Genomic DNA, 26,332 nt, shown 5'->3' with positions numbered 1-26,332 from the left:
GTTAGCTTACATAACATATACTATGTTTATAACCTACATAGGAGGTGCAGCGATGGAAAAGGAATGGCGACGTTCCATGCCACTGCTATCGATGAATATTGTCATGCAGCTAACTGGTTTAACCGCTAGACAAATTCGCTATTATGAAGAGCAAGAATTAGTTCAGCCTGCACGGACGGAAGGTAAGCAACGCATGTTCTCATTGGATGATATCGATGTCTTGTTAGAGATTAAAGACCTTCTGAAATCGGGTGTGAACATAGCTGGTATTAAACAAATTTTTGAGATGAAAAAAAATCCTGCAACCTCTAAGGATGTTCGACAAGTAATTTCTGACCAAGAGTTACGCGCAATTGTTAAGGAAGAAATGCGATTGGCACAAAGTCAGCAGCGAGCTTCTTTAAGACAAGGGGACTTATCCCGCTTTTTTCGTTAAGTAAGCTTCAACAAAAATATCAAATATTTAGGAGAGTGGAAAAATGAGTAAGTATACTAAAGAAGACATCAAAAAGTTCGTTCAAGAGAATGAGGTGAATTTTATTCGTCTTCAATTTACAGACATACTAGGTATGATTAAAAACGTGGAAATTCCAGTGAGTCAGCTCGATAAAGCTCTAGATAATAAAATGATGTTTGACGGATCTTCTATCGAAGGATTTGTTCGTATAGAAGAATCAGATATGTACTTAGTTCCAGATTTAGACACTTGGGTAGTATTCCCTTGGATTACAGGTAAAGGGAAAGTAGCTCGTCTTATCTGTGATGTTAATAAAGCAGACGGAACTCCATTTGCAGGAGACCCGCGCAGTAACTTAAAACGTATTTTAAAAGAAATGAAAGAGTTAGGATTCACTAGCTTTAACTTAGGGCCAGAGCCAGAATTCTTTCTATTTAAATTAGATGCTCAAGGTGAGCCAACACTTGACTTAAATGACCATGGCGGATATTTCGATTTAGCTCCAATGGACCTTGGAGAAAACTGTCGCCGTGATATCGTTCTTGAATTAGAAGAAATGGGCTTTGAAATTGAAGCGTCTCATCATGAGGTTGCTCCTGGACAGCATGAAATCGACTTCAAATATGCAGACGCAGTAACTGCTTGTGATAACATCCAAACGTTCAAGCTTGTAGTTAAAACAATTGCTCGTAAGCATGGCCTACATGCGACATTCATGCCAAAACCATTATTCGGTGTGAACGGCTCCGGAATGCACTTTAACGTTTCATTGTTCAAAGGGAAAGAAAATGCCTTTTTCGATGAGTCTGCAGATATGCAAATGAGTGAAACAGCAATGCAATTTATGGCTGGTGTATTGAAGCATGTTCAAAGCTTCACTGCTATCACTAACCCAACTGTTAACTCATACAAACGTCTTGTGCCAGGCTACGAAGCACCTTGTTATGTAGCATGGTCAGGTCAAAACCGTAGCCCTTTAATTCGAATTCCTTCTTCAAGAGGCTTAAGTACACGAATCGAGGTTCGTTCTGTAGATCCAGCAGCAAACCCATACCTAGCTATGGCAGTTATTCTTCAAGCAGGATTAGATGGTATTAAAAACAAATTAACACCACCACCAGCAGTAGATCGTAACATTTATGTTATGACAGAAGAAGAACGTATTGAAAATGGTATTCATAACCTACCACCATCATTACACGCTGCTGTTCAAGAGTTAGGCAAAAATGAAATCGTTCGTGGAGCACTAGGTGAACATATCTACGCTAACTTTGTAGAAGCAAAAGAAATCGAATGGGATATGTTCCGTACAACTGTACATCCATGGGAACGTGAGCAATATTTGAAGATGTATTAATAGTAAAGCGTTGGGGCTCTTGGGCTCCAACGCTTTTCTTATTATCGTACGAGAAGCTTATTTGTCGGAAGCAAATATAAAGAGTTTTTTTCTCTAATGCTGTATATTGATTACGAAGGAGTGATGATTCATGATCAATGAAGAAATAAACAAACTTTCGGATATTTTGTTACAAAGTCTGTATGATTATCATTTTGCTAATGATGGCGGGAGCTATGTATTACCTAAAGCTATGGTAAATACGGATCTCAATAGCAAACAAGCGATTGAATACTTAATCAAAATGGAATATGCAGTGGATAGCGGGCAGGGTTCAGATAACCTGGTTTTAGCAATAACTGATAAAGGCATGGAGTATCTTAAAAACAAATAAGTATTCAGCAGAATATCCACATTGTTAAACTCAAACTGAGTATTAAGGTGAAAAAATATTTTTTTAAAACATCGTCCAATAGTTGATTGGAACGGTGTTTTTTTATGTAAATAAAAAATGGTTAGTGGGTAGATGTTTAACTCATTTTATAAGAAAAAATAGAGGGGAATTGATAAAAGAAGTCGAATTAGTAATACTTAAAGCTTAAATGAGGTGAGCCGTATTTATGGAATTTATAATAGATAGTGCATGTTTTAACAAGGCAATTTCAGAAGTGAATAGAGCAGTATCTTTAAAAACACCGTTCCCTATTCTCTCAGGAATTAAGATAACTGTTGATCACAATCACTTAACTCTTGTTGGAAGCAATTCTGATATTATAATCGAAAAAGTTATTCCTGTTTGGAAAGATGAAGTGGAAGTTTTGGAAGTCTGTCATACAGGTAGTATTGTAGTTGCAGCCCAACTTCTAAGTGAAATTTTAAAGAAGTTACCCGGAAAAATACATATAAAAGTAAACGAAGAAAAGCACGTTACCATTCAAGCGAATGAAATTGTAACTACTCTATATGGATTCAACGCAGATGAATATCCTAGTCTTCCACAAATGGAGGAGACTGAATCCATAAAAATTTTAAGTGATGAGTTGGTAGAAATTATTAAACAAACGGTGTATGCAGCCTCGAAGAATGAATCTAGACCTGTCTTAACAGGAGTTAATATGTCTTTCCATCAAAATCGACTCACGTGTATTGCAACAAATTCACAGCGTTTGGCTTTAAGGGAGCTTACCATAGATTCGGTTATGAATGGTTCTTTCAATGTTCCAGCCACAAGTTTAAGTGAGCTATCCAATCTAATTACGAAGGAATCAAGTGTAATAAACATATTTGTTTCAGAAAGGTACATAGTATTTAAGTCAAATACCATCTCCCTCTTTTCTAAACTAATTGATGGAAATTACCCTAACGTATCCGGCCTACTATCAAATAATTTCAGGACAACAATTATACTTAATACAGTACAACTGTTAAAGGCTATCGATAGAGCTTGTCTTTTTGCAAGTGAATGGAAAAATAACAATGTACAACTAGAAATTAACAATGGTGCTAAAATCAAAATCTCTTCTAATTCCACAGAAATAGGTAAGATTGAAGAAACACTAAGTATTAAAGCAATCACTGGGGACACTAATCTAACTATTTCACTTGATGCGATTTTTTTGATGGATGCGTTAAAGATAATAAAAGAAGAAGAGATAAAAGTTAGTTTTAACGGTTCAATGAGCCCAATTTTAATTGAGCCTATTGAACAGTCCTCTTATCTTCAACTCATTTCACCGGTCCGTTCTTATTAAATAGTACAATTATGTTTTCTAACTATTCGAGCCTTCTATGAGCAATCTATGTGTGCACGAGGCTTGGATATAACTAGTCTAGAAATTAAAAAACGTGAAATCAGCAACTTGATTTCACGTTTGTACGAGTCCTTATTTATTCAAAAACGAGCTTTCAAAGAAATCTAGAAGATGCTCTAGAGTAATGGGATCGCTGTAGGTAGAAGCCTTTGTATTTATTTCGTATACTTGACCATTCTTAACAGCAGGGATGTTTTTCCAAAGGTCTGTTTCTAGGAAAGAGTTATCTACGTCTGGATTTTTGCTCAAAATTACATAATCACCTGCGTATTCGGGAAGTAATTCAGTTGAAATCGTATAAATACCCGATTCAAGAGCTGAATTCTTTACCTTTTCGGGCATATTCAATCCCATTGCTTGGTACAAAATTTCTGTTCCACGTGCATAATTATTTCCAAAAACATAAAACTCCTTGTTACCACTTTCAATAACAGAGACAGTTGCATCTTCTCCGATTTTTGCTCGAATAGCCTCGCCAATTGATTCAGCTCGAGATTTGAAATCCTCTATCCATTCGTTCGCTTCTTTCTCCTTGTTCAGAAGCTTTCCGATTTCAAGCTGCTGTTGTAAGTAATCTAGTTTCCCCCAAGTAAAAACAACAGTCGGTGCAATTTCATTTAACTTGTCAATATTATTCATATGAGAGCCTGCAATAATTAGGTCTGGCTCTAATTCAATTATTTTTTCCAGGTTCTCCTCTGTTACAACCTCTACTCCTTCCAGTCGTTCTTCAAATAGAGGGTTCATCTTTGTCCAATCATCAATTCCAACTACATTTGCGTCTAAAGCTAAGGCATTTGGGCCATTCGTGAGTGTAATTATTCTTTGCGGATCAGCAGGGACCTCGATAGGGCCAGTTTCCGATTCATATGTAATCGTTTCAGACTTTGTTTCTCCTTTTTCTTTATTCGTTTCATTGTCTCCACATGCAGTAAGAACAAGAACAACAAATAGTAAAGATGATATTAATAGCTTTTTCATCATGTAAAACTCCTTCTTTATAAATAGGGTGAGAAAATCTGTAGGTTAATCAATAATGATAATCATTTTCAATTAATTCTTTTAAATAATAATTCTATTATTTAAAAATGTCAATGAAATAATTCGAGGCAGCCAAGTGGTCTTATCTTTTCCTTATGAAAAGCGCACTTTTCTAGTGGGCATCACGCTATAATTCGTCAAAATCAATTAATAAGTATATTCGATATTTTTCTTTTTTTAGGACAAGCTATTTATGAGGAATAATGGAGGAGGAACCAAAATGGAATTACTTTTAAATAGGCTACACGAAGGAATTGAATATCTTTCATCACAAGGTAAACAAGTTACTTTGATTAAAATGAATCCAGATATTTTTGCGTCTTTGACACAAGACACGCTGTCTAATGTCGAGATGTCTTTTAATGCAGCAACTGTATTTGGAGTACCAATGGAATCGGATGAAAATGTGGAAAAATATGAGTTCATAATTTCAAGACCACTGAACCAAATTCTAACTATAAATAGGGGATATCCATTAAGAGTGGCCCCTATTTTGTAAAAACAAACTATATTTCTAGCCTTTCTAAATTACTTATAGCTTGGTCAATGCCATCATCGATGCTATTGTCTAATTCTTTTTCATATACATAAAAGATTAAAATGTTTTTCACTTCGTATACATCATAGGACACTGTATTCATACTTTCCGTTTGTTTCTGAAAATCTTTACGTCCTTTTTTTCGATTTTCCTCTGAATCGTAAATGTAGATTAAGAATGTTTTATCATGTAGAGTATATTTGTTTAGTTTGACATCATTCAGTTTCTTATCAAAAATACTCTCGTTATTTTCTTTTGACTCTTCTACTGTGAGGTGTTGGTTTTCTAGTGAGACAATTACATCATTTAATGTAATGTTAGCTGCTTGAACTTGACATGCAGTTAACAGAACTAATGCAATTAAGGTAAAATAAGCTTTCTTCATTTTAATGCTCCTTTAAGAAGGTCATTTTAAGATAACTCCATATGTGAAGAAGTTTAAGTAAGGGATTTGATGATCGGTGATCCTATTAAGGTACTTCCCTCACCGATAAATAACTCCTCTTTTAAACACTTACCATTCTACATTTTTTTCCAAAAACCTTCTTCTAGTAGCTATAATAGAGTGTATGAGAAAGAGACAAAGGACATCACGTAATCTGTGAGTTCTTTTTAAAATAGACAGAAGGTGGCACGGTATGAATTCCTCTATCTATAGTGATGCATTGGGGTTATTCAGTTACAATGAGACAACAAAAAATTTTGAAAACTACAAAGGGAATATTCATTTCATCTTGAATAGTATAAATATAGGAGGTGCTAAGGAACTGTTAATTGGTGTTGAAAAACAATTTTCTACTGTAGAAGTTTTCGAACAACATGTAAAAACTTCTGTGGCTGAAAATTTGCTTGATTATAAAAATGACTTTTGGCCTGAATACGATGAAAATGATCCGAATTTAAATTGGGAAGCAGTAGATGCAGGTGAATACAATATAACTCTAAAAGAATTTGTTTCATCAATCTCCTTATCTGATGTAGTGATAAATAAACATGCTATTTACTGTGAATTCTATGACGGTGATTTATTTGGTGGACACAGAATACATGCAACGTTTTCAAGAGATTTAAAACTACTGAAGGCAAATATTTAAAATACTAAAGTAGAAAATAAATCGAAAAGGGATGAGGCAATGGGGAAACCTGATGAGGAGAAGAAGAGTAAAATTGATACAGATGATGCATTTAATCGGGCCTTATATGGTAGTCCTACCATTGGAGGAATGCTAGTAGTAGGAATCATTGTAGTAGTCATTATCGTCAATATTTTTAAAAGTTAAAACAGGTAGATTTAATAGTTTTACCTAATTCCCCTGATAATTATTTTCCTTATGGGAACAATAGTAGGAAAATAATAAAGGTGTGAATAGGATGAAAAAGGCTGTATTTTTAGACAGAGACGGTGTGATTAACGAAGTACTGACGAACAGGGTGAAATTTGTAAATAAGCCAAGAGATTTGTACTTTCTTCCTAGAGTTCCAGAGGCCATAAAAAAATTAAATGCAGTATTTGATTATATTTTTGTTGTGACCAATCAAGGTGGCGTTGGGTTAGGTTACACGAAGGAAAAACAATTAATACAAATCCACGAGCATATGGCAGAGGCTTTAAAGAAAAAGGGGGCAGTTATTCATGAGGTTGTCTATTGTCCACATAAACCAAAGGAGGGCTGTTCCTGTAGAAAGCCCAACAGTAAATTAATTGAAGATCTTGCTAAAAAGTATGATATTAATTTGACTTTTTCTTATATGGTAGGAGATACAGATACGGATATAATAGCAGGAAAAAAAGCCGGCACAAAGTGTGTATTTCTTGGGAAAAGCGACCCGCTAGCTGACGCCATCTTTCCTGACTTAGCCAAGGCTGCTGAATGGATAATAGAAGACAGTCAGAATGGTAAATTAAATGTATTGAACTAATAGAGGGAGATGAGAATGGAGATACATTGGGTAAATGGTCAATATGCTGAGGATAATAGGATTTTCGATATGGAGACGGAAGTATATGAGTGGTCCGATTCATTGTATGGAGATTTCTTGGATGGCTTAGTAAATAAAAAAAGTGTTGGATATGCAACTCCCGATGAAAAGGTGATCACTAGTCTTAGCAAGCTTATACCAGAATGGGCAGATCACTTGAATGTAAAGGTAAGTCTGCACAAAGATAGAATAACTGTAAACAATACGAATCTGTATAGAATTTGGACTTCGCCGAGCATTTGAATGAATCATGATGTGAGGAGGGGAGGAAATATGTTGTATGACGCTAAACTGTTAGAAACCCTCCAAGAAAGCAAACCCTTGAGTAAAATTCTTGAAACTCTTAGGCAATTAGATCCACCCTTTGAATATTATGTGGGAGCAGGGAGTATTACAAATACGATATGGAACCGAATTTCAGGCTATCCACTCGATTATGGTATTTCAGATATCGATATTGTGTATTACGATAACTATAATTTAGATGTTCAGAGTGAGGTAGCGCTAAGGGAGACATTAGAGATTAGCCTTGGTGATTTTCCATTTAAATTAGATGTAAAGAATCAGGCTAGGGTGCATTTTTGGTATGAAGGTAAATTTGGATTTCCTATTGAGCCATACCCGTCGCTAGAGTCAGCGATTGACAGCTGGCCAACAACTGCTACTGCTTTAGGTGTTAGGTTAGAGCAAAGTGGGTTGTACACAATATACGCTCCTTACAGTTTACATGATTTATTTTCCATGATTGTTAGACCGAATAAGTTACTAGTTACTGAAGAGATTTATATGAGCAAATCAACGAAATGGAAAGAGAAGTGGCCATAACTAGAAATTATACCTTGGTAATACAATTTTTAAGGGGTGATTATGGTGAATTTTTATATTGCTTCAAGCTTTCAGAATGTCCAGCAAGTAAGAGAGCTTGCAGAATTACTAAGGGATAAAGGATGGAAGCATACATACGATTGGACTAAACATCATAAAGCAGACTCATTGGATTGTCTTTCGGAAATCGGCAAAAAAGAAATGAAAGCAGTAGGTGAATCTGACATACTAATTGTATTACTTCCAGCTGGCAAGGGAAGCCACATAGAAATGGGGATAGCCTTAGGATTGGGAAAAAGAGTTTTTTTATATTCTTCTACTAATTCTATTTATGATTTTAGTCAAACTAGTACCTTTTATCACGTGGATGGAGTAGAACGTTATGTAGGAGATTTTCACTCCTTTGCCCAATATGTGATAATGAAAAACATGGAGGATAGTTCTATCTAAACTAGTAACAAACACAAGTTAAATCTAAGTTACCTTAGGTCGTTTGTTAGTAATTAATAATATAAAACCTATAATAAGCGGAAATAAAAACATCCAGATTAAATATTCATTTAAGTCATTAATCATAATATTTTCAAAGGTACTTTTATCCTTATAATAAATAACTGTTCTTACACCTGTTAACAAAGCTACAATTACTAAAGTTATTTTTAGAAATTTATCAGAAAATAATAAGAGTATAACTAGAACAAAGGAGGTAAGTAAGATAAGGAAGAAATAGGAATCCAACTCATGCATCTTATAATTAATCGGCATGTCTAATAACATGATAGTTTTTCGTATAAATAGTTGAATGAATAAATTAATCAATAAAATAATGCTTACACATAATCCAATCATATTCTTCATTTGCATAGAGAAGCCTCTATTCTTGTTATATTTTTTCAGAAATATTTAAAGGGTCAAAGAAAAGTTCATAGTTATGATAGTGAACAGAAATCCCATATCGTTGCTTGTAAACTTGGAGAGCTTCATCTAAAAAGTTGGGTGTAATTTCAAGGTGCAAGCAAATTTCCTCAACAGTGGTATATCCATGGAGATAACAATCGACTAGATGGTCTAGGGAGACTATTTTTTCGTATCCCCATCTTCTGGCGATTAACTCACGCTTTTGACTAATCATATTACTTAGATCGGTGATGTCCCCCGCAGTTGTTTCATAATGTCCTAGTTCTTCCGCCAAGATACAGTGCTTCTCATAGGAGGACTTGGATTTATTGATTTCAATATTATTGTCATAGTAGAGTCCGGAAAGACCCTTTGGCAAATTTTTTTCAATAATACAGATTTGCGGATATTCCATTAAAAGTTTTTCATAACGCACGTACATACACCTCCGTAATTCTCACAGGAAATTATTTTCTTTGAGATTTGATGAACTCAATATACTTTTTAATATCCTCCATCTCTTCCTCGGTGACATCCTCATCTATATGTGCCGCTATTGTTTCGATGTTTTTTTCTTTTTTAGGTTCAAATGGTGGGAAAAATTCATTGATAGAAACGTTTAGAATTTTAGCTAGCTCATATAATATTTCTTGATTGGCCTTCCTTTCTCCTTTTTCATAACGCGAAATAGTTTGTTTCGTAGTATGTAACTTTTCAGCTAACTCTTCTTGGTTCATATTTCTCATAATACGCCATTTTTTTATTTGTTCCCCTACGTAATTAGTCAGTTCCATATTCTGTTTTTCCTCCTGCACTAGTGATTTCTCCATTATATAATAAAGTCACCAAAATGGGAATATTTTTAAGCGTAATGCTATTATACCATTTACAAGTAACCGATATGGTGATATATTATTTTCACACCGAGGATGGAATATATATGATAAGAGTAGATAAAAAAAATTTAACCCAAAGTCACCAAAATGGTTACTTTAGGGGAGGGGGGAAAAGGGATGAAGCAACAAACTTATTTGTTAGATGTTTGGTATTTTAATGATGGGACACTGAAGGATCCATATGAAATGTGGTTTGTCGTTTCAAAAAGTAGGGGGTATGAAGAATATCTTCAAGTAAAGGAACAATCCAATAATGCAAAATTTAATCATTACCATAAAAGTCTGCTATCCAGTATGTTTGGGAAATGGTAACAGTGTTAAGCATCTGGTATGTGACGAATCTACTCTTTAGTATGCCCTTGATCGAAGTGGACAAGCGTCTAGCACGTTTAGAGAAAGTAAGAAAGGGAGCCGATATATATGGAAAATGAAAAGAAGCAGCAAGTGGAACAAGCAGTATGTCTGATTAAGGATGGAAAAATGGACGTAGTGGAAAGTCCAATCTCTGGGTACGGTAAACAAATTATTACATGGCAAAATGGAAAGCCTACACATATCGAGATTCAATCAACTAAAAGAATATAATCGTTACTGGAATAACCAGGACACAAAACTTAAATCCAAGTTTTGTGTTTTTTTATATTATTTTCCAAGTTTTCCTTTTTGCTTATTTAACTTCAACTATTTTATAGGAGGGAATTAATATGAACTTACAACTAATTGATACTAAGAAAACCAAAAAAGCAGTGGAACGTTCTTTTGGAGAATTTAGAAGGTATCTACTTCAGCTTTCACTCCATAACATGCCAACTATTACTTCCCAATTCTCTTTAGTTCCTCCCTCTGGAGGCTTCAATGGTTCAAAGACGGAAAGTTCTGCTCTTAAGAATGTTGAGTATGAAAGAAAGAGAGAAAAGGTGTTGGAGAAAACAATCAATGCAGTTAACAAATTATCCTTTAAAGAAAGATCCATCATTACGATGAAATATTTTGGAGAGGAAGAGGTGTATGATTATGAAGTTTACACCGAACTACATCTGTCTCACCGTCAATATTATCGTATTAAGGCAGCGGCCTTTCAAAAGCTTGCAATAGCAATGGACATAGTTGTATGGAAAGAGGAAAAGGAGCACTCAAACGATAAGTTAAATTTAAAAAACATAGAAGCAATCGAATGGCACTTTTAAGGCACTCTATTTTGCCGGGAGTATGGTTTAATATAAAATATAGAAATAGTCTAATAAGACTGATTAACAGATTTAAGATGAGCAAAGAAAAGACGGCACAATGATGGCACACTTTTTCATTATTTATATGTTTTAATATAAACTAAGAAGAAATAAAAAATATCGGCAGAAGAAAAGGACGTTCCTATTTGGGAGCGTTCTTTTTCTATCCCGTAAAAAGAAGGAGTGAGGGAAATGGAATTATTTATAGGTATGGGTTGCACAGTTTTAGGGTTTCTTGTCGGATTGCTCACCTATAGCCGCAACCGAGACAAGGATGTAAAGGCAGAGGCAGCTAGGACTGCGGTAATCGAAACGAAGCTTGATAACATCATAAAAGGGGTGGAGGTAATTCAAAGAGAATTAAAAGCACTTGAAAAACAACGAGAAATTTTATCAGAAAGATTAACTCGAGTGGAGGAAAGCAACAAACAAGCAAGCCGCCGATTAGAAGATTTGACACTCATACAGGAGGTGACAAGTGTATGAACATTAACTGGAAGATTCGTTTGCAAAATAAGATTTGGGTTGTAGGTTTCATATCCCAAATATTTATATTAACGGAGCTATTACTAATCGCTTTCAAACACATTGGGATTACAGAATACATGTTATCTCATGAACTAGAGTCGTGGGTGATAGCTGTTGTAAATGTAGTTTTTGGCATGTTGTCCATGATTGGTTTGATACAAGATCCAACGACACAGCATATCTCCGACAGTAAAAGAGCACTGACATATACAAGACCTAATTGAGCTACCCACAGAGGTGGCTCTTTTTATTGAAAGGGGTGATTACATTGGTGTAGCTAACGGCAGTACAAAGAAAGGTATCTAAAATAAAAAAAATAGAAGAGGTGATTGATTATGGTAAAAGTATTTATTGATCCAGGTCATGGAGGAACAGATCCAGGCGCAGTAGGGAATGGTTTGCAGGAGAAAAATTTAACGTTGCAAATTGCGACACGAGTAAAAAATATACTTTTGGCAGAATACAACAATGTGAGTATTTTGATGAGTCGAACTGGAGACTCGTTTCTATCGTTACAGGAGCGTACGAACCAAGCAAATGCATGGGGAGCGGATTTTTTCTTGTCTGTTCATATTAATGCTGGAGGCGGGACAGGCTATGAGGATTATATATATCCAGGTAGCGGCACCCCTACTACTACGTATCAAACGAATATTCACTCTGAAATATTGAAGCTTGTCAATTATTCGGATAGAGGAAAGAAAACAGCGAATTTCCATGTCTTACGAGAATCGAATATGCCTTCGATTCTTACAGAAAACGGGTTTATTGATAACGCGAACGATGCAGCAAAGCTAAAGACTTCCTCTTTCATTGAATCTCTAGCCAGAGGACATGTAAATGGTATCGTAAAGTCGTTTGGGCTTCCTAAAAAGGCTACCGCTGTTTATCACACGGTTGTAAGCGGGGATACTGTCTATGGACTAAGTCAAAGCTATGGAAGCACAGTGCAACAAATAAAAGATTGGAATGGTCTCGATTCCAATTATTCGATTTATGTTGGTCAGGTGTTAAGAGTGAAATAAAAATGATAACCCAAAAAGAGGCTGGGACATAATTAGTTTCAGTTTACGCAAAAAGAGAAAGTTGATTCATTTATAATTTTTAAACATAAGGACACTTCTTTCGTTTAGAATTTGGTAGTAGGATACTTAAATTTTAACAGAAGATGTCCTTTTTGTTGCCTGAAATTATGTAGAGATCATCTGAATATAGAAGAAATATTAGTTGTTCGGAGTGAAGGCGGCGACTCCTAGGGGACAAGCGCGTGGGAGAGACTACAGGCTCGATCCGTGCCCCCAGGAAAGCGTCCGCCTTAACGGAGAACAACGGCTACGAAGTAGACATAAAAATAAAGCAGTTCAAATTTTACTCATCGTAAAATTTGAACTGCTTTTAATTTTGAGGTGGGTTTTGTCCCAGCCTCTTTTTTTTTATTTTGTATTAATTGTTACCCCTTGTAGCTTTAGATATTGTCCATCCGAAACAGTTAAATACGTATCAGCTTCTACATTTTCATTAGTTACGATATCCTCTAACTGATGTGAGCTGCTCTTAGATACTTCGTAATAACCTAATTCAGAATCCGTGCCTAATGTAATCTTATATTCTCCTGCAGGAATATCTTTTCCAATCTTATACATACCGTCCGTGTAGACACCGTCTTCTGGAATAACGGAAGGTGCTTGTTCAACGGGATACATTTCTCCGTCCTGGAACTTAAAATACTCCCCGTCGTTTAGGGTGACATAGGAATTGGCTTCCTTACTTAGGTTATCGTTGAAAATAATGCTTTCCAATGCTCCGGAGCTATCTTTAGAGCTCTCGATATACGTGTAGCCTTTTGCAAACACTATATATTCTCCGGCGGGTATATCGGTCCCAACCTTGTATGTCCCCGACTTAATCTTCCCATCGTCTTTTATGGTTTCTTCCTTTTCCCCTGAAGGTTTGTCAGCAGTATTAGAATCATCCGTTTTGTTTGTAGTTTGTTCGTTTGCAGTATTATTTGTAGCATCTTCATCTCCGCCACCTGTAGTTAATACAATGATTATAATAATGACGATTACCCAGAACCACCACTTTTTATAAAATGGCTTATTTGACTTTCCCATATATTTCTCCACCAATCATAAGAAAAGATTTGTTTAAACATTAAGAGGTTGCCCAATAATGTAATTTTTTATGAGTTATGATAGAGATTTAATTACTAAAAAAGGAAAGATAAAGGAGTTCATTGTTAGAAAGGAGAATAGTGTATGAAGACGTGGCGAGAATAAAATTATTTTGGTGATTTTTTTACAGGGGATATATGAAGTGTCTACTTCTATAGATTAGGGGGAGAAAGATACATTCCACTATAAATATTATGCGTAATAGATATTGCAGCAGGTGGTGTAAAAGGTTCATCAGGAATGCGACAAATGAAGAGGTGCATTGATTTAGAAAAAAAAGAGTAACCTTGTTGGTATGTGCAATTGTATTTGGAGTTTTAGATTTACTAACCGAACTGAATTTATTACCTTTTATGGCGTTGTTCATAGGTGCAAATTGTTTTCTATTAGGGTTAAACGATTTAAAAAAAGAGAACAAAGCATTTATGGGTTATACATTTATGATGATCTCTTTGATACTAGTTTTAATGGCTATAATCAGTTTATTTAAACCTTATTATTAAAAAATGAGCTTGGCAAAATGTTTACCAGCCCATTTTTTATGTTCTTTCTTTGTTATAGCTATATTAATCTATTCCATATTCCTTGATGAGTGTCTCCATTTTTCTGCCGAACTCACGATCCAATTTTCGTACTTCATTTAAAATTTCATTTGCTTTTGTGATTTTATCGGGATCGTTGGCATCCATACCGGCTGCAACCTCACTAAATGCAATGTGCTGCTTGCTAATGGCATCTATTAGTAACTCATGGGTAGCTGCAATATCATCATTAGGGGGAATGATTGCTTCTATGTTTTCTAGTACAAACATATTTTGGGGCAGTATTTCTTCATAAATGGCAGTAGCAAATGTATAGCTATCGATTTCACCATTTGATGCACCCATTCTAAGTTCATCCCACTGTACCGCTAAGTCAGATACCTGCATATAAGCGTCTCGTACATCATCAACATAATACTGTATCAATTCCTTGTCGGCTGTCACAACTTCTGTTTTTTCTTCTTCCTTCGTAACTTCTTTTTCTACTTTAGTTTCAGACTCTTCTTCCTTTTTGACGACTTCCACCGATTCTTTCTCGGGCTTTGCTTCCTTTGAAGATGGAGAACAGGCAGTCACTCCTAGAATAAGGGAAATTAACCCTATCATGAACCATTTCTTCATTTTATTAACCCCTTCCTGTAATTGGAAAGTACTATATTTTTAGTACACGGATCTTTCATACATCTTTTAAACGGGCTAACAAATGCGATCCCAGTGAAGGACATACTAAGACCTTCCTAAGCTGATTTCTTTTTATTTTCGATGAATAAAAAATCACTTACTTAATATATTCAGATGAAAAAATGAAGTCACTGCTATTTGGTTAATGATCGCTTGTAAAATAGCTTTTGTGCGTTGGTAATAGGGTGTTTTAAGGGGATATAAAAATATAAAGATGAGTATTTTCTTAAATAGCAAAATCCTGATTAAACACTAACATTTACAAATAAGTGATTGTAGCGGCAGGTCACGACATCAGGATGATGGCTTAACCTGAACAACTGAAAGCGTCTGTCAGAAATATATTCACTCAGATGTTATGAAAAAGGGAAGGAGGTTCTTTGGAAATAAAAAAAGATGGACATGAATATATCATGCCATCTTAATGTCTTTTGGTGTATGTGATTTTTTTACAAATCAATCTATATTATATTCAAGTAGTAAATTCTCCATCTCTCTTCCAAATTCGCGATCAAGTTTTCTTACCTCACTCAAAATTTCGTTCGCCTTAGTCATTTTATTGGAATCGTATGTGTCCATAGCAGTAGCAACCTCACTAAATGCTATATGCTGTTTATTGATTGCGTCTATGAAAAGTTCATGGGTACGAGCAATTTCATCATTCGGAGGGACTATTGCTTCAATTACTTCAATAATAGCCATGTTTTGGGGTAACAAATCTGTTCTGATTACTTCAGCGAATTCTGGAGGAGTTACCTCTCCTGTGGAGGAGCCTATTCTTAGAGCATCCCACTGAGCTCCTAAATTAGTAGTCTCCATATAAATTTCCCTAACTTCCGTGACATACGTTTCAACGGCTTCTCGATCTTTAAAATTTTCAGGTACTTTAGTAGATACCATTTCTGCCTCTGTTTTACTAGCTTTAAGTTCTATTGGTCGTTTTTCCTTGTCAGCTATTGGGGGAGTAACCTCTTCATTTGAATTACAGGCAACTAAGTAAATAGTGCACGAAAGTAAAAATAATAATTTTAGTCCTTTCCTCATATTTTCTCTCCTTTTCTTATTTGGGTTGTGACACACATATATGGAAGGTTTTTCTTGAACTATAAAACTTTACCCTTCGTCGCAAAAAGAAAAACCAAAAAAGGAGAAAATTGTATAAAATAAATGAAAAATAGAGTATTTAATATTTTTTAGTAGAAATGTATGTAATAGTTGTTAGAATAATGGTTTTTCAAATTGGTTCAGATGGGCAATCACAGCTAGTTGACCAATATGGTAGGCCTCGTGACCATACACATGCTGAAATACCCAACCAATTGTCGGAACTGATGGAGGGATCCACCCGTCAGAAAATGATGGCACGTCTATAAGCTGGTCAAATTGTAAAACATCCAAAGAGTTAAGAATAAAATCAGTTTCCATTCTGATTTCCTCGTAAGCTGTTAAGATTTCTCGAGGTGGTGAATAAGCATTAACAGTAACTTTAGGTTTCTTTTTAAAAGCTATTTCATTGATCCAGAAATCCTCACTTGTGGCTATATGAAATACTACCCAGGCTACATTATTAGAGTAATTAGGGTGAACTTTCACCCAATTTTCTTCAGACAAATTTTTAAGGTAAGGTATTAAGGTTTTTCGAAAATCGTTACGATAAGGAAATTGCAATTTGAATCTTCCTTTCCACGGTTAGTAGATTATGATTCTCTTTTGTTAAGTTCTTTCATAAAAAGACGAGGGGGAAGTGTAGACTTAAGGTGTAAAAGCAAGATAAGAAATTATTAGTAAAAACAAAACCCCCTCACATATAAATGTGAAGGGGTTTTTCGATGATCTAAACAGAAATGTCCACTTTCTAGTTTAGATATGATATCGGCTCTACGTAATCATACTATGATACGGAAATAAGTCAAGAGATTATTAGTGGATATGTCGGTAAACTCCAACTACTTTTCCTAAAATCGAAACTTGGTTCACAATAATAGGGTCCATAGTCGAGTTTTCTGGTTGTAATCTAAAATATGTTTTTTCTTTAAAGAACCGTTTCACAGTAGCTTCGTCGTCCTCAGTCATTGCAACTACAATATCCCCATTATTAGCAGATTGTTGTTGTTTAACCACAACATAATCTCCATTCAAGATTCCAGCTTCAATCATACTGTCACCCATAATTTCTAACATGAATAGATGGTCGTCCGATGTACCAAACGTTTCAGGTAAAGGAAAAAATTCTTCAACATTTTCAATAGCTGTTATAGGCATACCGGCAGTAACTTTACCAACCAAAGGAACATGCACAACACCCTGTCTTTCCACAGAAACTTCCAAACCGTCCAATATTTCAATAGCGCGTGGTTTTGTAGGATCTCTCCGAATTAACCCTTTACTCTCTAATCTTGCTAAGTGACCATGCACTGTAGAGCTTGAGGCAAGTCCAACAGCCTCGCCAATTTCACGTACGGAAGGTGGATAGCCTTTTTTACGAACCTCTTCTTTTATAAAAGCTAAAATATCTTCCTGTCTTTTCGACGCTTTCTTCAATGAGTTCACCTCTTTTAGTAATAAATTACCTACTATATTAATACTTGTTAATAGTATAACAGTGTCCTATACAATATGCAAACATAGGTTCTAAAATATGTTGACAAAAACAAATGTTCGCATTAGTATTAAAATATAGATACGAACAAACATTCTTATTTGGAGGTTTTAACATGAATTGGGTAAAAAACAATTATTTTTTAGCGTTATTTTTAGGACTTAATCTAATTTTCATAACAACTATGGCTATTACACATACAATCTCGGCAGAAAAAGATTACGAAATTCATATAGAACAAGGAGATTCCCTTTGGGGACTTGCTAGTGAATATGGAGTAAAAGATTCAAAAGAAGACTGGATAAGTAAAGTTATCGAAATGAATAATTTATATGATACCTCTATTAAACCAGGAGATGTTATAGTAATTCCAAAGGTAAGTGAGAACTATCACTTAAATTATGGAACAGAGGTAGCAGGAGAATGAAATCAGTTATTTATTGTCGGGTAAGTACAGACAAGTCTACTCAAGAAACTTCACTAGAGAGACAAGAAGAAGAGTTAATAGATTTTGCAACAAAACAGGGTTATGAGGTTTCTCAAGTATTCTTAGACCAGCATAGTGGGTACGATGTGGAGAGAGATGGCCTACTAGAAATGCTTAATTATGTGAAGGAGAATGATATTAAAGCTGTATTTGTCCAAGATGAAACTAGAATCGGCAGAGGAAATGGGAGAATGGCAGTCCTTCATATGCTGCAGAAAACGAATACTACCGTATTTACATTGCAAGATAAAGGGATATTAAACCTTAATGAAATGGATTCTATGCTTTTAGAAATTCTTGCCTTAGTTGAGGAGTATCAACGCAAAATTCACAACGCCAAAATTAAACGTGGGATGAAACGAGCAATCTCGCAAGGTTATAAGCCAGAAAAGAATTTAAAAACTCGAGGGAATCCTGAAGGAAGAGATCGTATAGATATACCAGTTGATGAAATAGTCCGGTTAAGAAATGCAGGACTAACTTATGAGGAAATTACATCCACTCTCAAAGGGTTAGGATTTCATATAAGTAAAGCTACCGTACATAGAAGATATATTGAATATAAAGAAGCACACGAAGAGTAAAGACTTGCACTTCGTGTGTTTTTTTCATACCTTTATATAAGAGATAGCTGAAAGGATGAAATTAAATGTTAAGTAAAGAAAAATTAGCACGTATAAACGAGCTGTCAAAGAAATCTAAGTCTAGTGGATTATCTATTGAAGAGGCAAAAGAACAAAGTGCACTACGCAAAGAATATTTGGAAACGTTTAGAGCGACGATGAGAGATACAATTGAACATGTGAAAGTTATTGACCCTTCTGGAAATGACGTAACGCCAGAAAAGGTTCAGCAAGCAAAAAAGGGTAAATTTCTGAATTAACTAATCATTTTAGAAACCTTGATAATACAGAGATTGTTGTCTACACTAATAATATAGAAAAAAATTTGTTCGAGAGGATGTCATTCATGTCATTACAATCAGATTTATTAGCAATTACGACTATACGTACTCTTTCTATCGATGCAATCGATAAAGCAAACTCTGGTCACCCTGGTCTTCCAATGGGGGCTGCACCAATGGCTTATACGTTATGGACAAAACATTTACGCCACAATCCGAGCAACCCTAATTGGTTTAACCGCGACCGTTTTGTTTTATCTGCTGGTCATGGCTCTATGCTGTTATACAGCTTGCTACATCTTGGCGGATATGATCTTCCAATGGAAGAGATTAAAAACTTCAGACAGTGGAACTCTAAAACTCCCGGACATCCAGAATTCCGCCACACTGCTGGGGTAGAAGCAACTACTGGTCCATTAGGACAAGGAATTGGTATGGCTGTAGGTATGGCAATGGCCGAGGCTCATTTAGCTGCCACTTATAATAAAGAAGGACACTCTGTTGTTGATCACTATACGTACGCGTTATGTGGCGATGGGGATTTAATGGAAGGTGTAGCTGCTGAAGCTATTTCACTAGCAGGCCACTTGAAGTTAGATAAATTAATCGTATTGTATGATAGTAATGATATTTCATTAGATGGAGATTTACATAAATCTTTCTCTGAAAATATAGCTAAGCGTTTTGAATCTTATGGATGGAATCATATATACGTAGAAGATGGAAATGACATCGAAGCTATTTCTGCTGCTATCGATAAAGCTAAATCACAAAATGATAAGCCAACTATTATCGAAGTTAAAACAGTCATTGGATTTGGTTCACCAAACCGATCAGGTAAAGCAGATGCGCATGGTATGCCACTTGGAAAAGAAGAATCTCTTTTAGCTAAAGCAGAGTACAAATGGTTATTTGAGGAAGATTTCTATGTTCCAGAGGAAGTATACGAGACTTTCAAGGAAGCTGCAGAACGTCAAGGCGTTCAAGAAGAAGCATCTTGGAATGATAAATTTGCAGCATATGAAAAAGAATTCCCAGAATTAGCAGCAACTTTAAATCAAGCGATTAAAGGAGAAATGCCTGCAAACTTTGCAGATGCTCTTAAATCATATGAAGAAGGTTCTTCACAGGCAAGTCGTGCTGCTTCAGGAGAAGCAATTAACGCAATTGCTCAGAATCTACCTTCATTCTTTGGAGGAAGTGCTGACTTAGCTGGTTCTAACAAAACTACTATTAAAAATGCTGGCGATTTCTCTGCTGAAAACTATGCAGGTAAAAACATCTGGTTTGGAGTACGTGAATTTGCAATGGGAGCTGCACTTAACGGTATGGCATTACATGGTGGTCTTCATGTATTTGGCGGTACATTCTTCGTATTTAGTGATTATGTTCGACCAGCAATTCGTCTATCTGCCTTAATGGGATTACCAGTTACTTATGTATTTACACATGACAGTATTGCAGTAGGAGAAGATGGTCCAACTCATGAGCCAGTTGAGCACTTAGCATCACTAAGAGCGATGCCAGGTCTATCAGTTATACGACCAGCTGATTCAAACGAAACTGCTGAAGCATGGAAGCTAGCTGTTTCTTCTAAAGATCAACCGACTGTATTAGTTCTATCACGTCAAAATCTACCAACACTAAAAGGTTCTGTGGAACAAGCAAGTGAGGGAGTTGCAAAAGGTGCTTATGTCGTTTCTCCAGCAGAAAATGCAGAAGGTATCTTATTAGCAACTGGTTCAGAGGTTGGGCTAGCAGTAGAAGCTCAAAAAGCTTTAGCGGCTGAAGGAATTCAAGTTTCTGTAGTTTCTATGCCTTCATGGGATAGATTTGAAAAACAAGATGCTGCATATAAAAATGCAGTACTACCTTCTAATTTAACAAAACGTCTTGCGATTGAGATGGGATCTTCTCTTGGTTGGCATCGTTATGTTGGATTCGAAGGGGACGTAATTGCAATCGATACATTCGGTGCAAGTGCTCCTGGTGAAATCGTTATGAAAGAATACGGATTTAATGTAGAAAATGTTGTTTCTAAAATGAAAAACTTACTACAAAAATAATATTCTTATGTGCAATTCGAATACTTGGTCTTAAAAGTATTCGAATTGCTATTTTTTAAAAGAAATTATATAGAATGCCTAGCCAATTTATAGTATAATTTCAATTGGTGTCTTGTACACGTAGAGAAGTTGGTAAAGGAGGAAAAACATTGGATACTTGGATATGGGTTGTTATAGTAATTGTCGCTTTAATCGGTGGTGTTGTAATTGGATTTTTTGCAGCACGTCAATATATGATGAAATATTTGAAAGAAAATCCACCAATCAACGAACAAATGCTACGTATGATGATGGCACAGATGGGTCGTAAACCATCCGAAAAACAAGTGAAACAAATGATGAACCAAATGAATAAAATGCAAAACAAATAATAAAGACACTTTGTACCGTGTGTTCTGACTATAGACAACTCTTGTGATTTTGAGTTGCCTATAGTCTTTTTTGTACTATTTGAACAGGTCTACTAATTCAAGTGAAAATTTAATAAGAACACCTAAAAAAGAGAAGAGTTGGCTGGGACTAATTCTCCTCCAAATAAAATGTAGTTGTTTTTCGTTACAGCGAATGCACACTTCCATTTCCTCGTCGCCTTGCTCTTGATTAGGCTTTCAGCTGGCGTTGTTTCCCCAGGAGTCGCTTTCTCTCCAGAAAACGAGACTAGATAAATCTTTTATTAGAATTCAGTTATCTTTAAAAAAGTAAAGACGTGAAATCAGTAGTTGATTTCACGTCTTTTAATTCATTGGCTAGGTCCCTATCCAGATCTTCAAGTAATTAGCTATTCACGGAATTGTCTTCTCCCAGCAAATTATATTGCTTTAAGAAATCAGAGACGATTTCCTCATATTCCTTGCTATTCTCATTAAACGATTTAGCATGAGCCCCAATATCAAATAGCTTTAACATCTTTGGACCTCTTTTCTTTTCATATAAGTCCTCAGTCATTTTCGGTAGTATAAAATCGTCCTCCAGGCTATGAATAAATAGGACAGGCTTTTCAATTTTGTCTACTACATCAATGGGGGATACTAAATTCAGGGTGTACCCATCTCGAAACTTTAAGAAAAAATTTGCAAATCGGATTGCTAAGCTTGAACGAAGAGGGGTTGTTTGAGTCATAATGTGATACACTTGCTCTTCAAAGTTGGAAAATGCACAATCGGAGATATAGAAATCTGCATCATCCACAATGGAACCAGCATAGAGAAGGGTGGTGGCTGCGCCCATGGATTCTCCATGTATACCAATAACTGCATTTTCACCTGCCCTTTCTCTAACGGCTTCCACAATAGCCTGTAAATCCATTTTTTCATAATAACCGAAGCTTGTCGTTTTTCCACCAGAATCCCCATGTCTACGGTGGTCATATACAACACTATTAAATCCCAGTCGTTCAAACATCCTAACAAATCTAAGTGAATTGATCTTGTTCTCTGTAACGCCATGACAAATAATAACGTAGTTACTCGTTTCTAATGGCTCGATGAAAATCGCTTTAAGTGAGTATCCGTTTTTAGAGGGGATCCATCGCTCTAATTTATTTACTGCTGTATACCAAGCTTCATCAAATCGTTTGGATGTAAGCTCCCGGTTATAAATAAAATCATCTTCTTTTTTCTTCATATACATAAGTTTGTTTGTAAGAAAAAAGCCGAATATAGTAGCAACAGCAGAAATAATACTTGTAAAAATACTCGTCCAAACAATTACTCTTTTTCTCAAGGTCAACACCTACTTGCTTTTAAATAGTTTATACATACCTGTTTCAATTGGTCTGGACACATAAGGAGAAATTATGTCGACAGCGTTTAATAATTCATCTATGTCGATATTAGTGGTAATATCCATTTTATGTAGCATATTCACGACATCCTCAGTTGCTACATTGCCTGTTGCACCCGGTGCAAAAGGACACCCCCCTAAACCACCAGCCGAAGTATCGAATCGAGATACACCTGCTTGTAACGCTGCAAATATATTGGCAATACCCATTTTGCGAGTATCATGAAAATGGGCAGTAATTAATGTATGAGGAAACACATTTATTAACGTATGGAAAAGTGCGTAGCTTTCTTTTGGATTCGCCATTCCAATAGTGTCCGCCACGCTAAGCTCTTGTACACCCCATGACACAAATTCCTTACATAGTTCAGTTACTTTTTCCGGATCGACTGCACCCTCAAAAGGACAATAAAAAGCAGTGGAAATACATGCACGGACAAAATATCCGTCTTCTATTAATTTTTCTACAAGAGGCTTTAATTCATTCATACTTTCTCTAGTAGTTTTGTTAATATTTTTTTTATTAAAGCTATCTGAAACGCCAACAAAAACAGCGACACTTTTAGCTCCATTTTCCAATGCTAGGTCTATTCCTTTTTTGTTTGGTGTTAGTACAAATTGTCTACCCACTTTTTTCGCATTTGTAACAATTTCTTTTGCATCACTCATTTGTGGTACCCATTTAGGTGACACAAAGGAGCTTAGTTCCATTTCCTCTACCCCAGCTTGTTGAAGTTGCTCGATAAATAACAGCTTTACATCAGTTGGTACTACATTTTTTTCATTTTGTAGACCATCCCGTGGACCTACCTCGATAATTGTCACTTTTTTTGGTAAACTATACATATTCATCCCTCCCTCTTTTATTGTAAAGAAAGGTTGGTTGAACAAGCAAATTTTAAAATTTTTGTTTCATAGTTTTATTGAAAATAGGGGATATGAAGGAGGAAATTCACGTGACAAATGAAGTTGTAATCGTAAGTGCAGTTAGAACTGCTATTGGTTCTTTTCAAGGCGCACTAAAGGATGTTCCGGCAACAAAGCTTGGAGCAATTGTAATTGATAAGGCTTTAGAAAAAGCTGGAGTTTCTAAGGAATCAGTGGATGAAGTAATCATGGGGAATGTGCTTCAGGCTGGTCTTGGACAAAACCCTGCTAGACAGGCTTCTATACAAGCAGGTTTACCACAATCCGTTTCGGCTTTAACCATAAATAAAGTATGTGGTTCAGGTCTTAAAGCAATACATTTGGCAACACAAGCGATTATTGCTGGAGATGCAGATATAGTTGTTGCTGGTGGTATGGAGAATATGAGTCAAGCTCCATATCTATTAAAAAATGCTAGAGAAGGGTTCCGAATGGGCGATCAAAAAGTAGTAGACAGTATGGTTTCTGATGGTCTATGGTGTGCTTTTAACGATTACCATATGGGAATAACAGCAGAAAATCTTTGTGACCGCTATGACATTTCACGTGAGGAGCAGGACAAATTTTCTGCTCGGTCTCAAGCAAGAGCAGCAGAAGCTGTAGAGACTGGCAAGTTTAAGGATGAAATAGTTCCTGTTGAGATTCCTCAAAGAAAAGGCGAGCCTGTTATCTTTGATAAGGATGAATATCCGAAAAAAGGGTCAACAGAGGAAAAGCTAGCTGGTTTGCGTCCTGCTTTTAAAAAGGACGGTTCAGTTACGGCTGGAAATGCTTCGGGTATTAACGACGGCGCAGCAGCTGTTGTCGTAATGTCCAAACAAAAGGCTGAGGAACTAGGCTTAAAACCATTAGCTACAATTCTTGCTAATGCATCTGCTGGAGTAGATCCAAGCGTGATGGGAATTGGACCTGTGGAAGCAGTGAAAAAAGTGTTGAATAAATCAAAACTATCCTTAAGTGAAATCGAGCTAATTGAAGCAAATGAAGCTTTTGCTGCTCAATCTATAGCAGTAGATAGAGAGCTTGCCTTCAATCATGATATACTAAATGTAAATGGTGGAGCAATTGCTTTAGGTCATCCAATCGGTGCAAGTGGTGCTCGAATTTTCGTTACTTTACTTCATGAAATGGAGAAAAGAGATGCTAAAACGGGGCTTGCGACACTTTGCATAGGTGGAGGACAAGGAGTAGCCACTATTGTGAAACGCTCATAAAGTAGGTGAATAATATTGGCTAAGAAGAAACAAAAAAGACAGCAACAGCCTAACTTTAAATCTTCAGCTGTAAAAGAAGATGGGAATTCTCTTTCAGATCAGCTTTCTATGGATGTGCTTGCTAAGTTAAAAGAAACTAAGAAGCAATTAGTAACAGCTGAGCAAGAGAAGGAAGAAGAAAGACAGGCACAGCTTGCTTTTGAAAAGAAACAAAAAGAAAAAAACAAATCCTTCGAAGAATTGCTCGATGAGTATGGCTTTGGTGGTTCTAAGTTCTAAAAAAATGTGTGGGAAATCTCCTGCGAAAAATGAATGGCCCCTAGAATTTTGCAGACAGCAAAATTTTAGGGGCCATTTTTGAATCATAATGAGTGAAAATTTATAACGATACTGACCCTTATATTTATCTCCACTTTAATGTAAGAAATACTTTACTTTATGTCTGGTTTACTTTACATTAAAGGTAATTAAAAAACAGTGGAGGGAATAAATGGATATAAAGAATCGTTTAAAAGAACTGAGAGCAAGGTCTAACCTTACACAAAAAGACTTATCAGAAAAAGTAGGTGTAACGCGGCAGACTATTGTCTCGCTGGAGAAAGGAACCTATGTGCCATCGCTGTTACTCGCGATGAATATAGCGGAAGTGTTTCAGGAGCCAATTGAAAAAATCTTTTTCAAGGGGGATGGCAAATGAAGATTGTTCTATTTGAAAGTATCAGCAAAATCATTATTATAGGGGTGCTTGCATATGCAATGGGTTTTGCTTATGAAAACATCTGGTTGATGGATGAATTCGATAGAGGGTTGTCAAACGGTGAAGTTATAAATGCGGATGTAAAATTTAGTTGGTGGCCATTTATCCTCAGTATTTTATTAATGGTACTTCAATTAATTCTTTCTCTAAGATTGAAGTCAAGAAAACGGGCCGATATCCTTTTGAAGTTTGGAGAATTTCAAGATGGTGATGAACGGGAGCTGAGCATCACCAATAAAGCAACCAGAGCTTCTCATGTTGCTTTTACATTGAGTGCAATTATTGCAATGTCGATCATGGTTCTTTCTACAAATTACATTTATCTTAACCCTGCATTTCCTATCTATTTATTTGCAGGAACAATAGTAACTTCAAGCATTGCTTATGCTATAGCATGGTGCGTTGAATATTATAAGTGAATGAGGATGAGAGAAAGGTAAATGAAAGAAATGTGAAATCTGTAGTTTGATTTCACGTTTTATTTGTTTAAGAAGCCAGCTGATTCTTGTAAGACAATCTCATTGTTCGTAGAAAAAGCAGCGACTCCTCGCCGCCAAGTGCGTGAGAGGGACTATAGGCTCGAGGCGTACCCCAAGAAAGCGTCCACCGTAGCGGAGAACTACTGAGTTCGAATTTCTTATCGATTATGAACTTTCAGTTA

Annotated in this window: 39 protein-coding genes; 27 read left to right on the top strand and 12 right to left on the bottom strand. The window is 36.0% G+C overall.

Annotated features, from left to right (window positions below):
* Window positions 1–52: 52 nt before the first annotated feature.
* The 4 genes from MKY09_RS11325 to dnaN all read left to right on the top strand — a co-directional run bounded on the left by MKY09_RS11325 (window position 53) and on the right by dnaN (window position 3,544).
* Window positions 53–436, top strand: a complete 384-nt coding sequence (locus MKY09_RS11325) for a MerR family transcriptional regulator (RefSeq protein WP_169361155.1) — start codon at window positions 53–55, stop codon at window positions 434–436.
* A gap of 43 nt (window positions 437–479) precedes the next feature.
* The gene (glnA, locus tag MKY09_RS11320) at window positions 480–1,814 is read left to right on the top strand and encodes a type I glutamate--ammonia ligase (RefSeq protein ID WP_342566662.1); all 1,335 of its coding nucleotides are present in this window, start codon (window positions 480–482) and stop codon (window positions 1,812–1,814) included.
* A 130-nt stretch (window positions 1,815–1,944) separates the two neighbouring features.
* A complete protein-coding gene (locus MKY09_RS11315) occupies window positions 1,945–2,187 on the top strand; it encodes a hypothetical protein (protein WP_342560636.1) in 243 nt (80 codons plus the stop codon).
* A gap of 226 nt (window positions 2,188–2,413) precedes the next feature.
* A complete protein-coding gene (gene dnaN, locus MKY09_RS11310) occupies window positions 2,414–3,544 on the top strand; it encodes a DNA polymerase III subunit beta (RefSeq protein WP_342566661.1) in 1,131 nt (376 codons plus the stop codon).
* A 132-nt stretch (window positions 3,545–3,676) separates the two neighbouring features.
* Here dnaN and MKY09_RS11305 read toward each other — a convergent pair whose 3' ends face one another.
* Entirely contained in the window at window positions 3,677–4,585 is a 909-nt protein-coding gene (locus tag MKY09_RS11305) for an ABC transporter substrate-binding protein (RefSeq protein WP_342568236.1), read from the bottom strand.
* Between the two features lie 280 nt (window positions 4,586–4,865).
* On the opposite strand from MKY09_RS11305, the gene MKY09_RS11300 reads away from it, so the two are divergent.
* Entirely contained in the window at window positions 4,866–5,144 is a 279-nt protein-coding gene (locus MKY09_RS11300; RefSeq protein WP_342566660.1) for a lactate dehydrogenase, read from the top strand.
* 7 nt (window positions 5,145–5,151) lie between these two features.
* Here the strand turns inward: MKY09_RS11300 and MKY09_RS11295 are convergent, their stop codons facing one another.
* Window positions 5,152–5,568 (bottom strand): hypothetical protein, encoded by a 417-nt coding sequence (locus MKY09_RS11295; RefSeq protein ID WP_342566659.1) that lies wholly within the window; start codon window positions 5,566–5,568, stop codon window positions 5,152–5,154.
* Between the two features lie 253 nt (window positions 5,569–5,821).
* On the opposite strand from MKY09_RS11295, the gene MKY09_RS11290 reads away from it, so the two are divergent.
* From MKY09_RS11290 to MKY09_RS11265, 6 genes are all read left to right on the top strand, one after another.
* Entirely contained in the window at window positions 5,822–6,277 is a 456-nt protein-coding gene (locus MKY09_RS11290; RefSeq protein WP_342566658.1) for a DUF2262 domain-containing protein, read from the top strand.
* Window positions 6,278–6,316: 39 nt separating this feature from the next.
* The gene (locus tag MKY09_RS11285; protein ID WP_342566657.1) at window positions 6,317–6,463 is read left to right on the top strand and encodes a hypothetical protein; all 147 of its coding nucleotides are present in this window, start codon (window positions 6,317–6,319) and stop codon (window positions 6,461–6,463) included.
* 91 nt (window positions 6,464–6,554) lie between these two features.
* Entirely contained in the window at window positions 6,555–7,103 is a 549-nt protein-coding gene (locus MKY09_RS11280; RefSeq protein ID WP_342566656.1) for an HAD family hydrolase, read from the top strand.
* A 15-nt stretch (window positions 7,104–7,118) separates the two neighbouring features.
* Entirely contained in the window at window positions 7,119–7,406 is a 288-nt protein-coding gene (locus MKY09_RS11275; protein WP_342566655.1) for a hypothetical protein, read from the top strand.
* Between the two features lie 30 nt (window positions 7,407–7,436).
* Window positions 7,437–7,988, top strand: coding sequence for a nucleotidyltransferase family protein (locus MKY09_RS11270; protein WP_342566654.1), 552 nt, complete (start codon window positions 7,437–7,439; stop codon window positions 7,986–7,988).
* Between the two features lie 42 nt (window positions 7,989–8,030).
* Entirely contained in the window at window positions 8,031–8,438 is a 408-nt protein-coding gene (locus MKY09_RS11265) for a nucleoside 2-deoxyribosyltransferase (protein ID WP_342566653.1), read from the top strand.
* 24 nt (window positions 8,439–8,462) lie between these two features.
* On the opposite strand, the gene MKY09_RS11260 is transcribed toward MKY09_RS11265, so the two are convergent.
* Genes MKY09_RS11260 through MKY09_RS11250 form a run of 3 tightly spaced genes read right to left on the bottom strand, consistent with a single transcriptional unit; the run spans window position 8,463 to window position 9,679 of the window.
* The gene (locus MKY09_RS11260) at window positions 8,463–8,852 is read right to left on the bottom strand and encodes a hypothetical protein (RefSeq protein WP_342566652.1); all 390 of its coding nucleotides are present in this window, start codon (window positions 8,850–8,852) and stop codon (window positions 8,463–8,465) included.
* Window positions 8,853–8,871: 19 nt separating this feature from the next.
* The gene (locus MKY09_RS11255; RefSeq protein ID WP_342566651.1) at window positions 8,872–9,321 is read right to left on the bottom strand and encodes an ImmA/IrrE family metallo-endopeptidase; all 450 of its coding nucleotides are present in this window, start codon (window positions 9,319–9,321) and stop codon (window positions 8,872–8,874) included.
* 31 nt (window positions 9,322–9,352) lie between these two features.
* Window positions 9,353–9,679, bottom strand: coding sequence for a helix-turn-helix transcriptional regulator (locus tag MKY09_RS11250; protein WP_342566650.1), 327 nt, complete (start codon window positions 9,677–9,679; stop codon window positions 9,353–9,355).
* 219 nt (window positions 9,680–9,898) lie between these two features.
* Between MKY09_RS11250 and MKY09_RS11245 the strand changes: the two genes are divergently transcribed.
* The 6 genes from MKY09_RS11245 to MKY09_RS11220 all read left to right on the top strand — a co-directional run bounded on the left by MKY09_RS11245 (window position 9,899) and on the right by MKY09_RS11220 (window position 12,563).
* Window positions 9,899–10,093 (top strand): hypothetical protein, encoded by a 195-nt coding sequence (locus MKY09_RS11245; RefSeq protein WP_342566649.1) that lies wholly within the window; start codon window positions 9,899–9,901, stop codon window positions 10,091–10,093.
* Window positions 10,094–10,201: 108 nt separating this feature from the next.
* Complete coding sequence (locus tag MKY09_RS11240; RefSeq protein ID WP_342566648.1) at window positions 10,202–10,366, top strand: DUF3954 domain-containing protein; 165 nt, start codon at window positions 10,202–10,204, stop codon at window positions 10,364–10,366.
* Window positions 10,367–10,485: 119 nt separating this feature from the next.
* On the top strand, window positions 10,486–10,968 hold the full coding sequence (locus MKY09_RS11235; protein ID WP_342566647.1) for an ArpU family phage packaging/lysis transcriptional regulator: 483 nt from the start codon (window positions 10,486–10,488) through the stop codon (window positions 10,966–10,968).
* Between the two features lie 234 nt (window positions 10,969–11,202).
* Window positions 11,203–11,496, top strand: a complete 294-nt coding sequence (locus MKY09_RS11230; protein WP_342566646.1) for a hypothetical protein — start codon at window positions 11,203–11,205, stop codon at window positions 11,494–11,496.
* The gene (locus MKY09_RS11225; RefSeq protein WP_342566645.1) at window positions 11,493–11,762 is read left to right on the top strand and encodes a phage holin; all 270 of its coding nucleotides are present in this window, start codon (window positions 11,493–11,495) and stop codon (window positions 11,760–11,762) included. The genes MKY09_RS11230 and MKY09_RS11225 overlap by 4 nt, the downstream gene beginning before the upstream one ends.
* A 111-nt stretch (window positions 11,763–11,873) precedes the next feature.
* Window positions 11,874–12,563, top strand: coding sequence for an N-acetylmuramoyl-L-alanine amidase (locus MKY09_RS11220; RefSeq protein WP_342566644.1), 690 nt, complete (start codon window positions 11,874–11,876; stop codon window positions 12,561–12,563).
* A 408-nt stretch (window positions 12,564–12,971) separates the two neighbouring features.
* Here the strand turns inward: MKY09_RS11220 and MKY09_RS11215 are convergent, their stop codons facing one another.
* Window positions 12,972–13,652, bottom strand: a complete 681-nt coding sequence (locus tag MKY09_RS11215) for a hypothetical protein (protein WP_342566643.1) — start codon at window positions 13,650–13,652, stop codon at window positions 12,972–12,974.
* Between the two features lie 350 nt (window positions 13,653–14,002).
* Between MKY09_RS11215 and MKY09_RS11210 the strand changes: the two genes are divergently transcribed.
* Window positions 14,003–14,215: a hypothetical protein gene (locus MKY09_RS11210; RefSeq protein ID WP_342566642.1), complete on the top strand. Its 213-nt coding sequence runs from the start codon at window positions 14,003–14,005 to the stop codon at window positions 14,213–14,215.
* A 63-nt stretch (window positions 14,216–14,278) separates the two neighbouring features.
* On the opposite strand, the gene MKY09_RS11205 is transcribed toward MKY09_RS11210, so the two are convergent.
* The 4 genes from MKY09_RS11205 to lexA form a co-directional block, all read right to left on the bottom strand.
* On the bottom strand, window positions 14,279–14,875 hold the full coding sequence (locus MKY09_RS11205; RefSeq protein ID WP_342566641.1) for a hypothetical protein: 597 nt from the start codon (window positions 14,873–14,875) through the stop codon (window positions 14,279–14,281).
* Between the two features lie 516 nt (window positions 14,876–15,391).
* A complete protein-coding gene (locus MKY09_RS11200; protein ID WP_169360799.1) occupies window positions 15,392–15,979 on the bottom strand; it encodes a hypothetical protein in 588 nt (195 codons plus the stop codon).
* 174 nt (window positions 15,980–16,153) lie between these two features.
* Window positions 16,154–16,603: a DinB family protein gene (locus tag MKY09_RS11195; protein WP_342566640.1), complete on the bottom strand. Its 450-nt coding sequence runs from the start codon at window positions 16,601–16,603 to the stop codon at window positions 16,154–16,156.
* A 252-nt stretch (window positions 16,604–16,855) separates the two neighbouring features.
* A complete protein-coding gene (gene lexA / locus MKY09_RS11190) occupies window positions 16,856–17,476 on the bottom strand; it encodes a transcriptional repressor LexA (RefSeq protein WP_169360801.1) in 621 nt (206 codons plus the stop codon).
* Between the two features lie 173 nt (window positions 17,477–17,649).
* Here lexA and MKY09_RS11185 point away from each other — a divergent pair, with 173 nt between their 5' ends.
* The 5 genes from MKY09_RS11185 to MKY09_RS11165 all read left to right on the top strand — a co-directional run bounded on the left by MKY09_RS11185 (window position 17,650) and on the right by MKY09_RS11165 (window position 21,362).
* Window positions 17,650–17,961, top strand: a complete 312-nt coding sequence (locus MKY09_RS11185) for a LysM peptidoglycan-binding domain-containing protein (RefSeq protein WP_298472269.1) — start codon at window positions 17,650–17,652, stop codon at window positions 17,959–17,961.
* Entirely contained in the window at window positions 17,958–18,605 is a 648-nt protein-coding gene (locus tag MKY09_RS11180) for a recombinase family protein (protein WP_298472271.1), read from the top strand. Before MKY09_RS11185 ends, MKY09_RS11180 begins: the two co-directional genes overlap by 4 nt.
* Window positions 18,606–18,670: 65 nt before the next feature.
* Window positions 18,671–18,904 carry a DUF896 domain-containing protein gene (locus tag MKY09_RS11175; RefSeq protein WP_169360804.1) on the top strand — a complete coding sequence of 78 codons (234 nt, stop codon included), beginning with the start codon at window positions 18,671–18,673 and terminating at the stop codon, window positions 18,902–18,904.
* Between the two features lie 86 nt (window positions 18,905–18,990).
* Complete coding sequence (tkt, locus tag MKY09_RS11170; protein ID WP_169360805.1) at window positions 18,991–20,991, top strand: transketolase; 2,001 nt, start codon at window positions 18,991–18,993, stop codon at window positions 20,989–20,991.
* A gap of 149 nt (window positions 20,992–21,140) precedes the next feature.
* The gene (locus MKY09_RS11165) at window positions 21,141–21,362 is read left to right on the top strand and encodes a YneF family protein (RefSeq protein ID WP_144537029.1); all 222 of its coding nucleotides are present in this window, start codon (window positions 21,141–21,143) and stop codon (window positions 21,360–21,362) included.
* A 403-nt stretch (window positions 21,363–21,765) separates the two neighbouring features.
* Here MKY09_RS11165 and MKY09_RS11160 read toward each other — a convergent pair whose 3' ends face one another.
* Both MKY09_RS11160 and MKY09_RS11155 read right to left on the bottom strand, forming a co-directional pair.
* Window positions 21,766–22,713 (bottom strand): alpha/beta hydrolase, encoded by a 948-nt coding sequence (locus MKY09_RS11160; protein WP_342566639.1) that lies wholly within the window; start codon window positions 22,711–22,713, stop codon window positions 21,766–21,768.
* A 9-nt stretch (window positions 22,714–22,722) separates the two neighbouring features.
* A complete protein-coding gene (locus tag MKY09_RS11155) occupies window positions 22,723–23,619 on the bottom strand; it encodes a hydroxymethylglutaryl-CoA lyase (protein ID WP_340883750.1) in 897 nt (298 codons plus the stop codon).
* 110 nt (window positions 23,620–23,729) lie between these two features.
* Between MKY09_RS11155 and MKY09_RS11150 the strand changes: the two genes are divergently transcribed.
* The 4 genes from MKY09_RS11150 (at window position 23,730) to MKY09_RS11135 (ending at window position 26,090) form a co-directional block, all read left to right on the top strand.
* Window positions 23,730–24,914 carry an acetyl-CoA C-acetyltransferase gene (locus MKY09_RS11150; RefSeq protein WP_340883749.1) on the top strand — a complete coding sequence of 395 codons (1,185 nt, stop codon included), beginning with the start codon at window positions 23,730–23,732 and terminating at the stop codon, window positions 24,912–24,914.
* A gap of 15 nt (window positions 24,915–24,929) precedes the next feature.
* A complete protein-coding gene (locus tag MKY09_RS11145; RefSeq protein ID WP_169360811.1) occupies window positions 24,930–25,193 on the top strand; it encodes a YqkE family protein in 264 nt (87 codons plus the stop codon).
* A 211-nt stretch (window positions 25,194–25,404) separates the two neighbouring features.
* Window positions 25,405–25,611 (top strand): helix-turn-helix transcriptional regulator, encoded by a 207-nt coding sequence (locus MKY09_RS11140; RefSeq protein ID WP_342566638.1) that lies wholly within the window; start codon window positions 25,405–25,407, stop codon window positions 25,609–25,611.
* Window positions 25,608–26,090 carry a hypothetical protein gene (locus MKY09_RS11135; RefSeq protein WP_342566637.1) on the top strand — a complete coding sequence of 161 codons (483 nt, stop codon included), beginning with the start codon at window positions 25,608–25,610 and terminating at the stop codon, window positions 26,088–26,090. The genes MKY09_RS11140 and MKY09_RS11135 overlap by 4 nt, the downstream gene beginning before the upstream one ends.
* Window positions 26,091–26,332 lie beyond the last annotated feature (242 nt).

Origin of the sequence: Psychrobacillus sp. FSL K6-4046, from assembly GCF_038624605.1 — a bacterium.
GTDB lineage: Bacteria > Bacillota > Bacilli > Bacillales_A > Planococcaceae > Psychrobacillus.
This window is presented reverse-complemented; position numbering and strand designations above follow the sequence as displayed.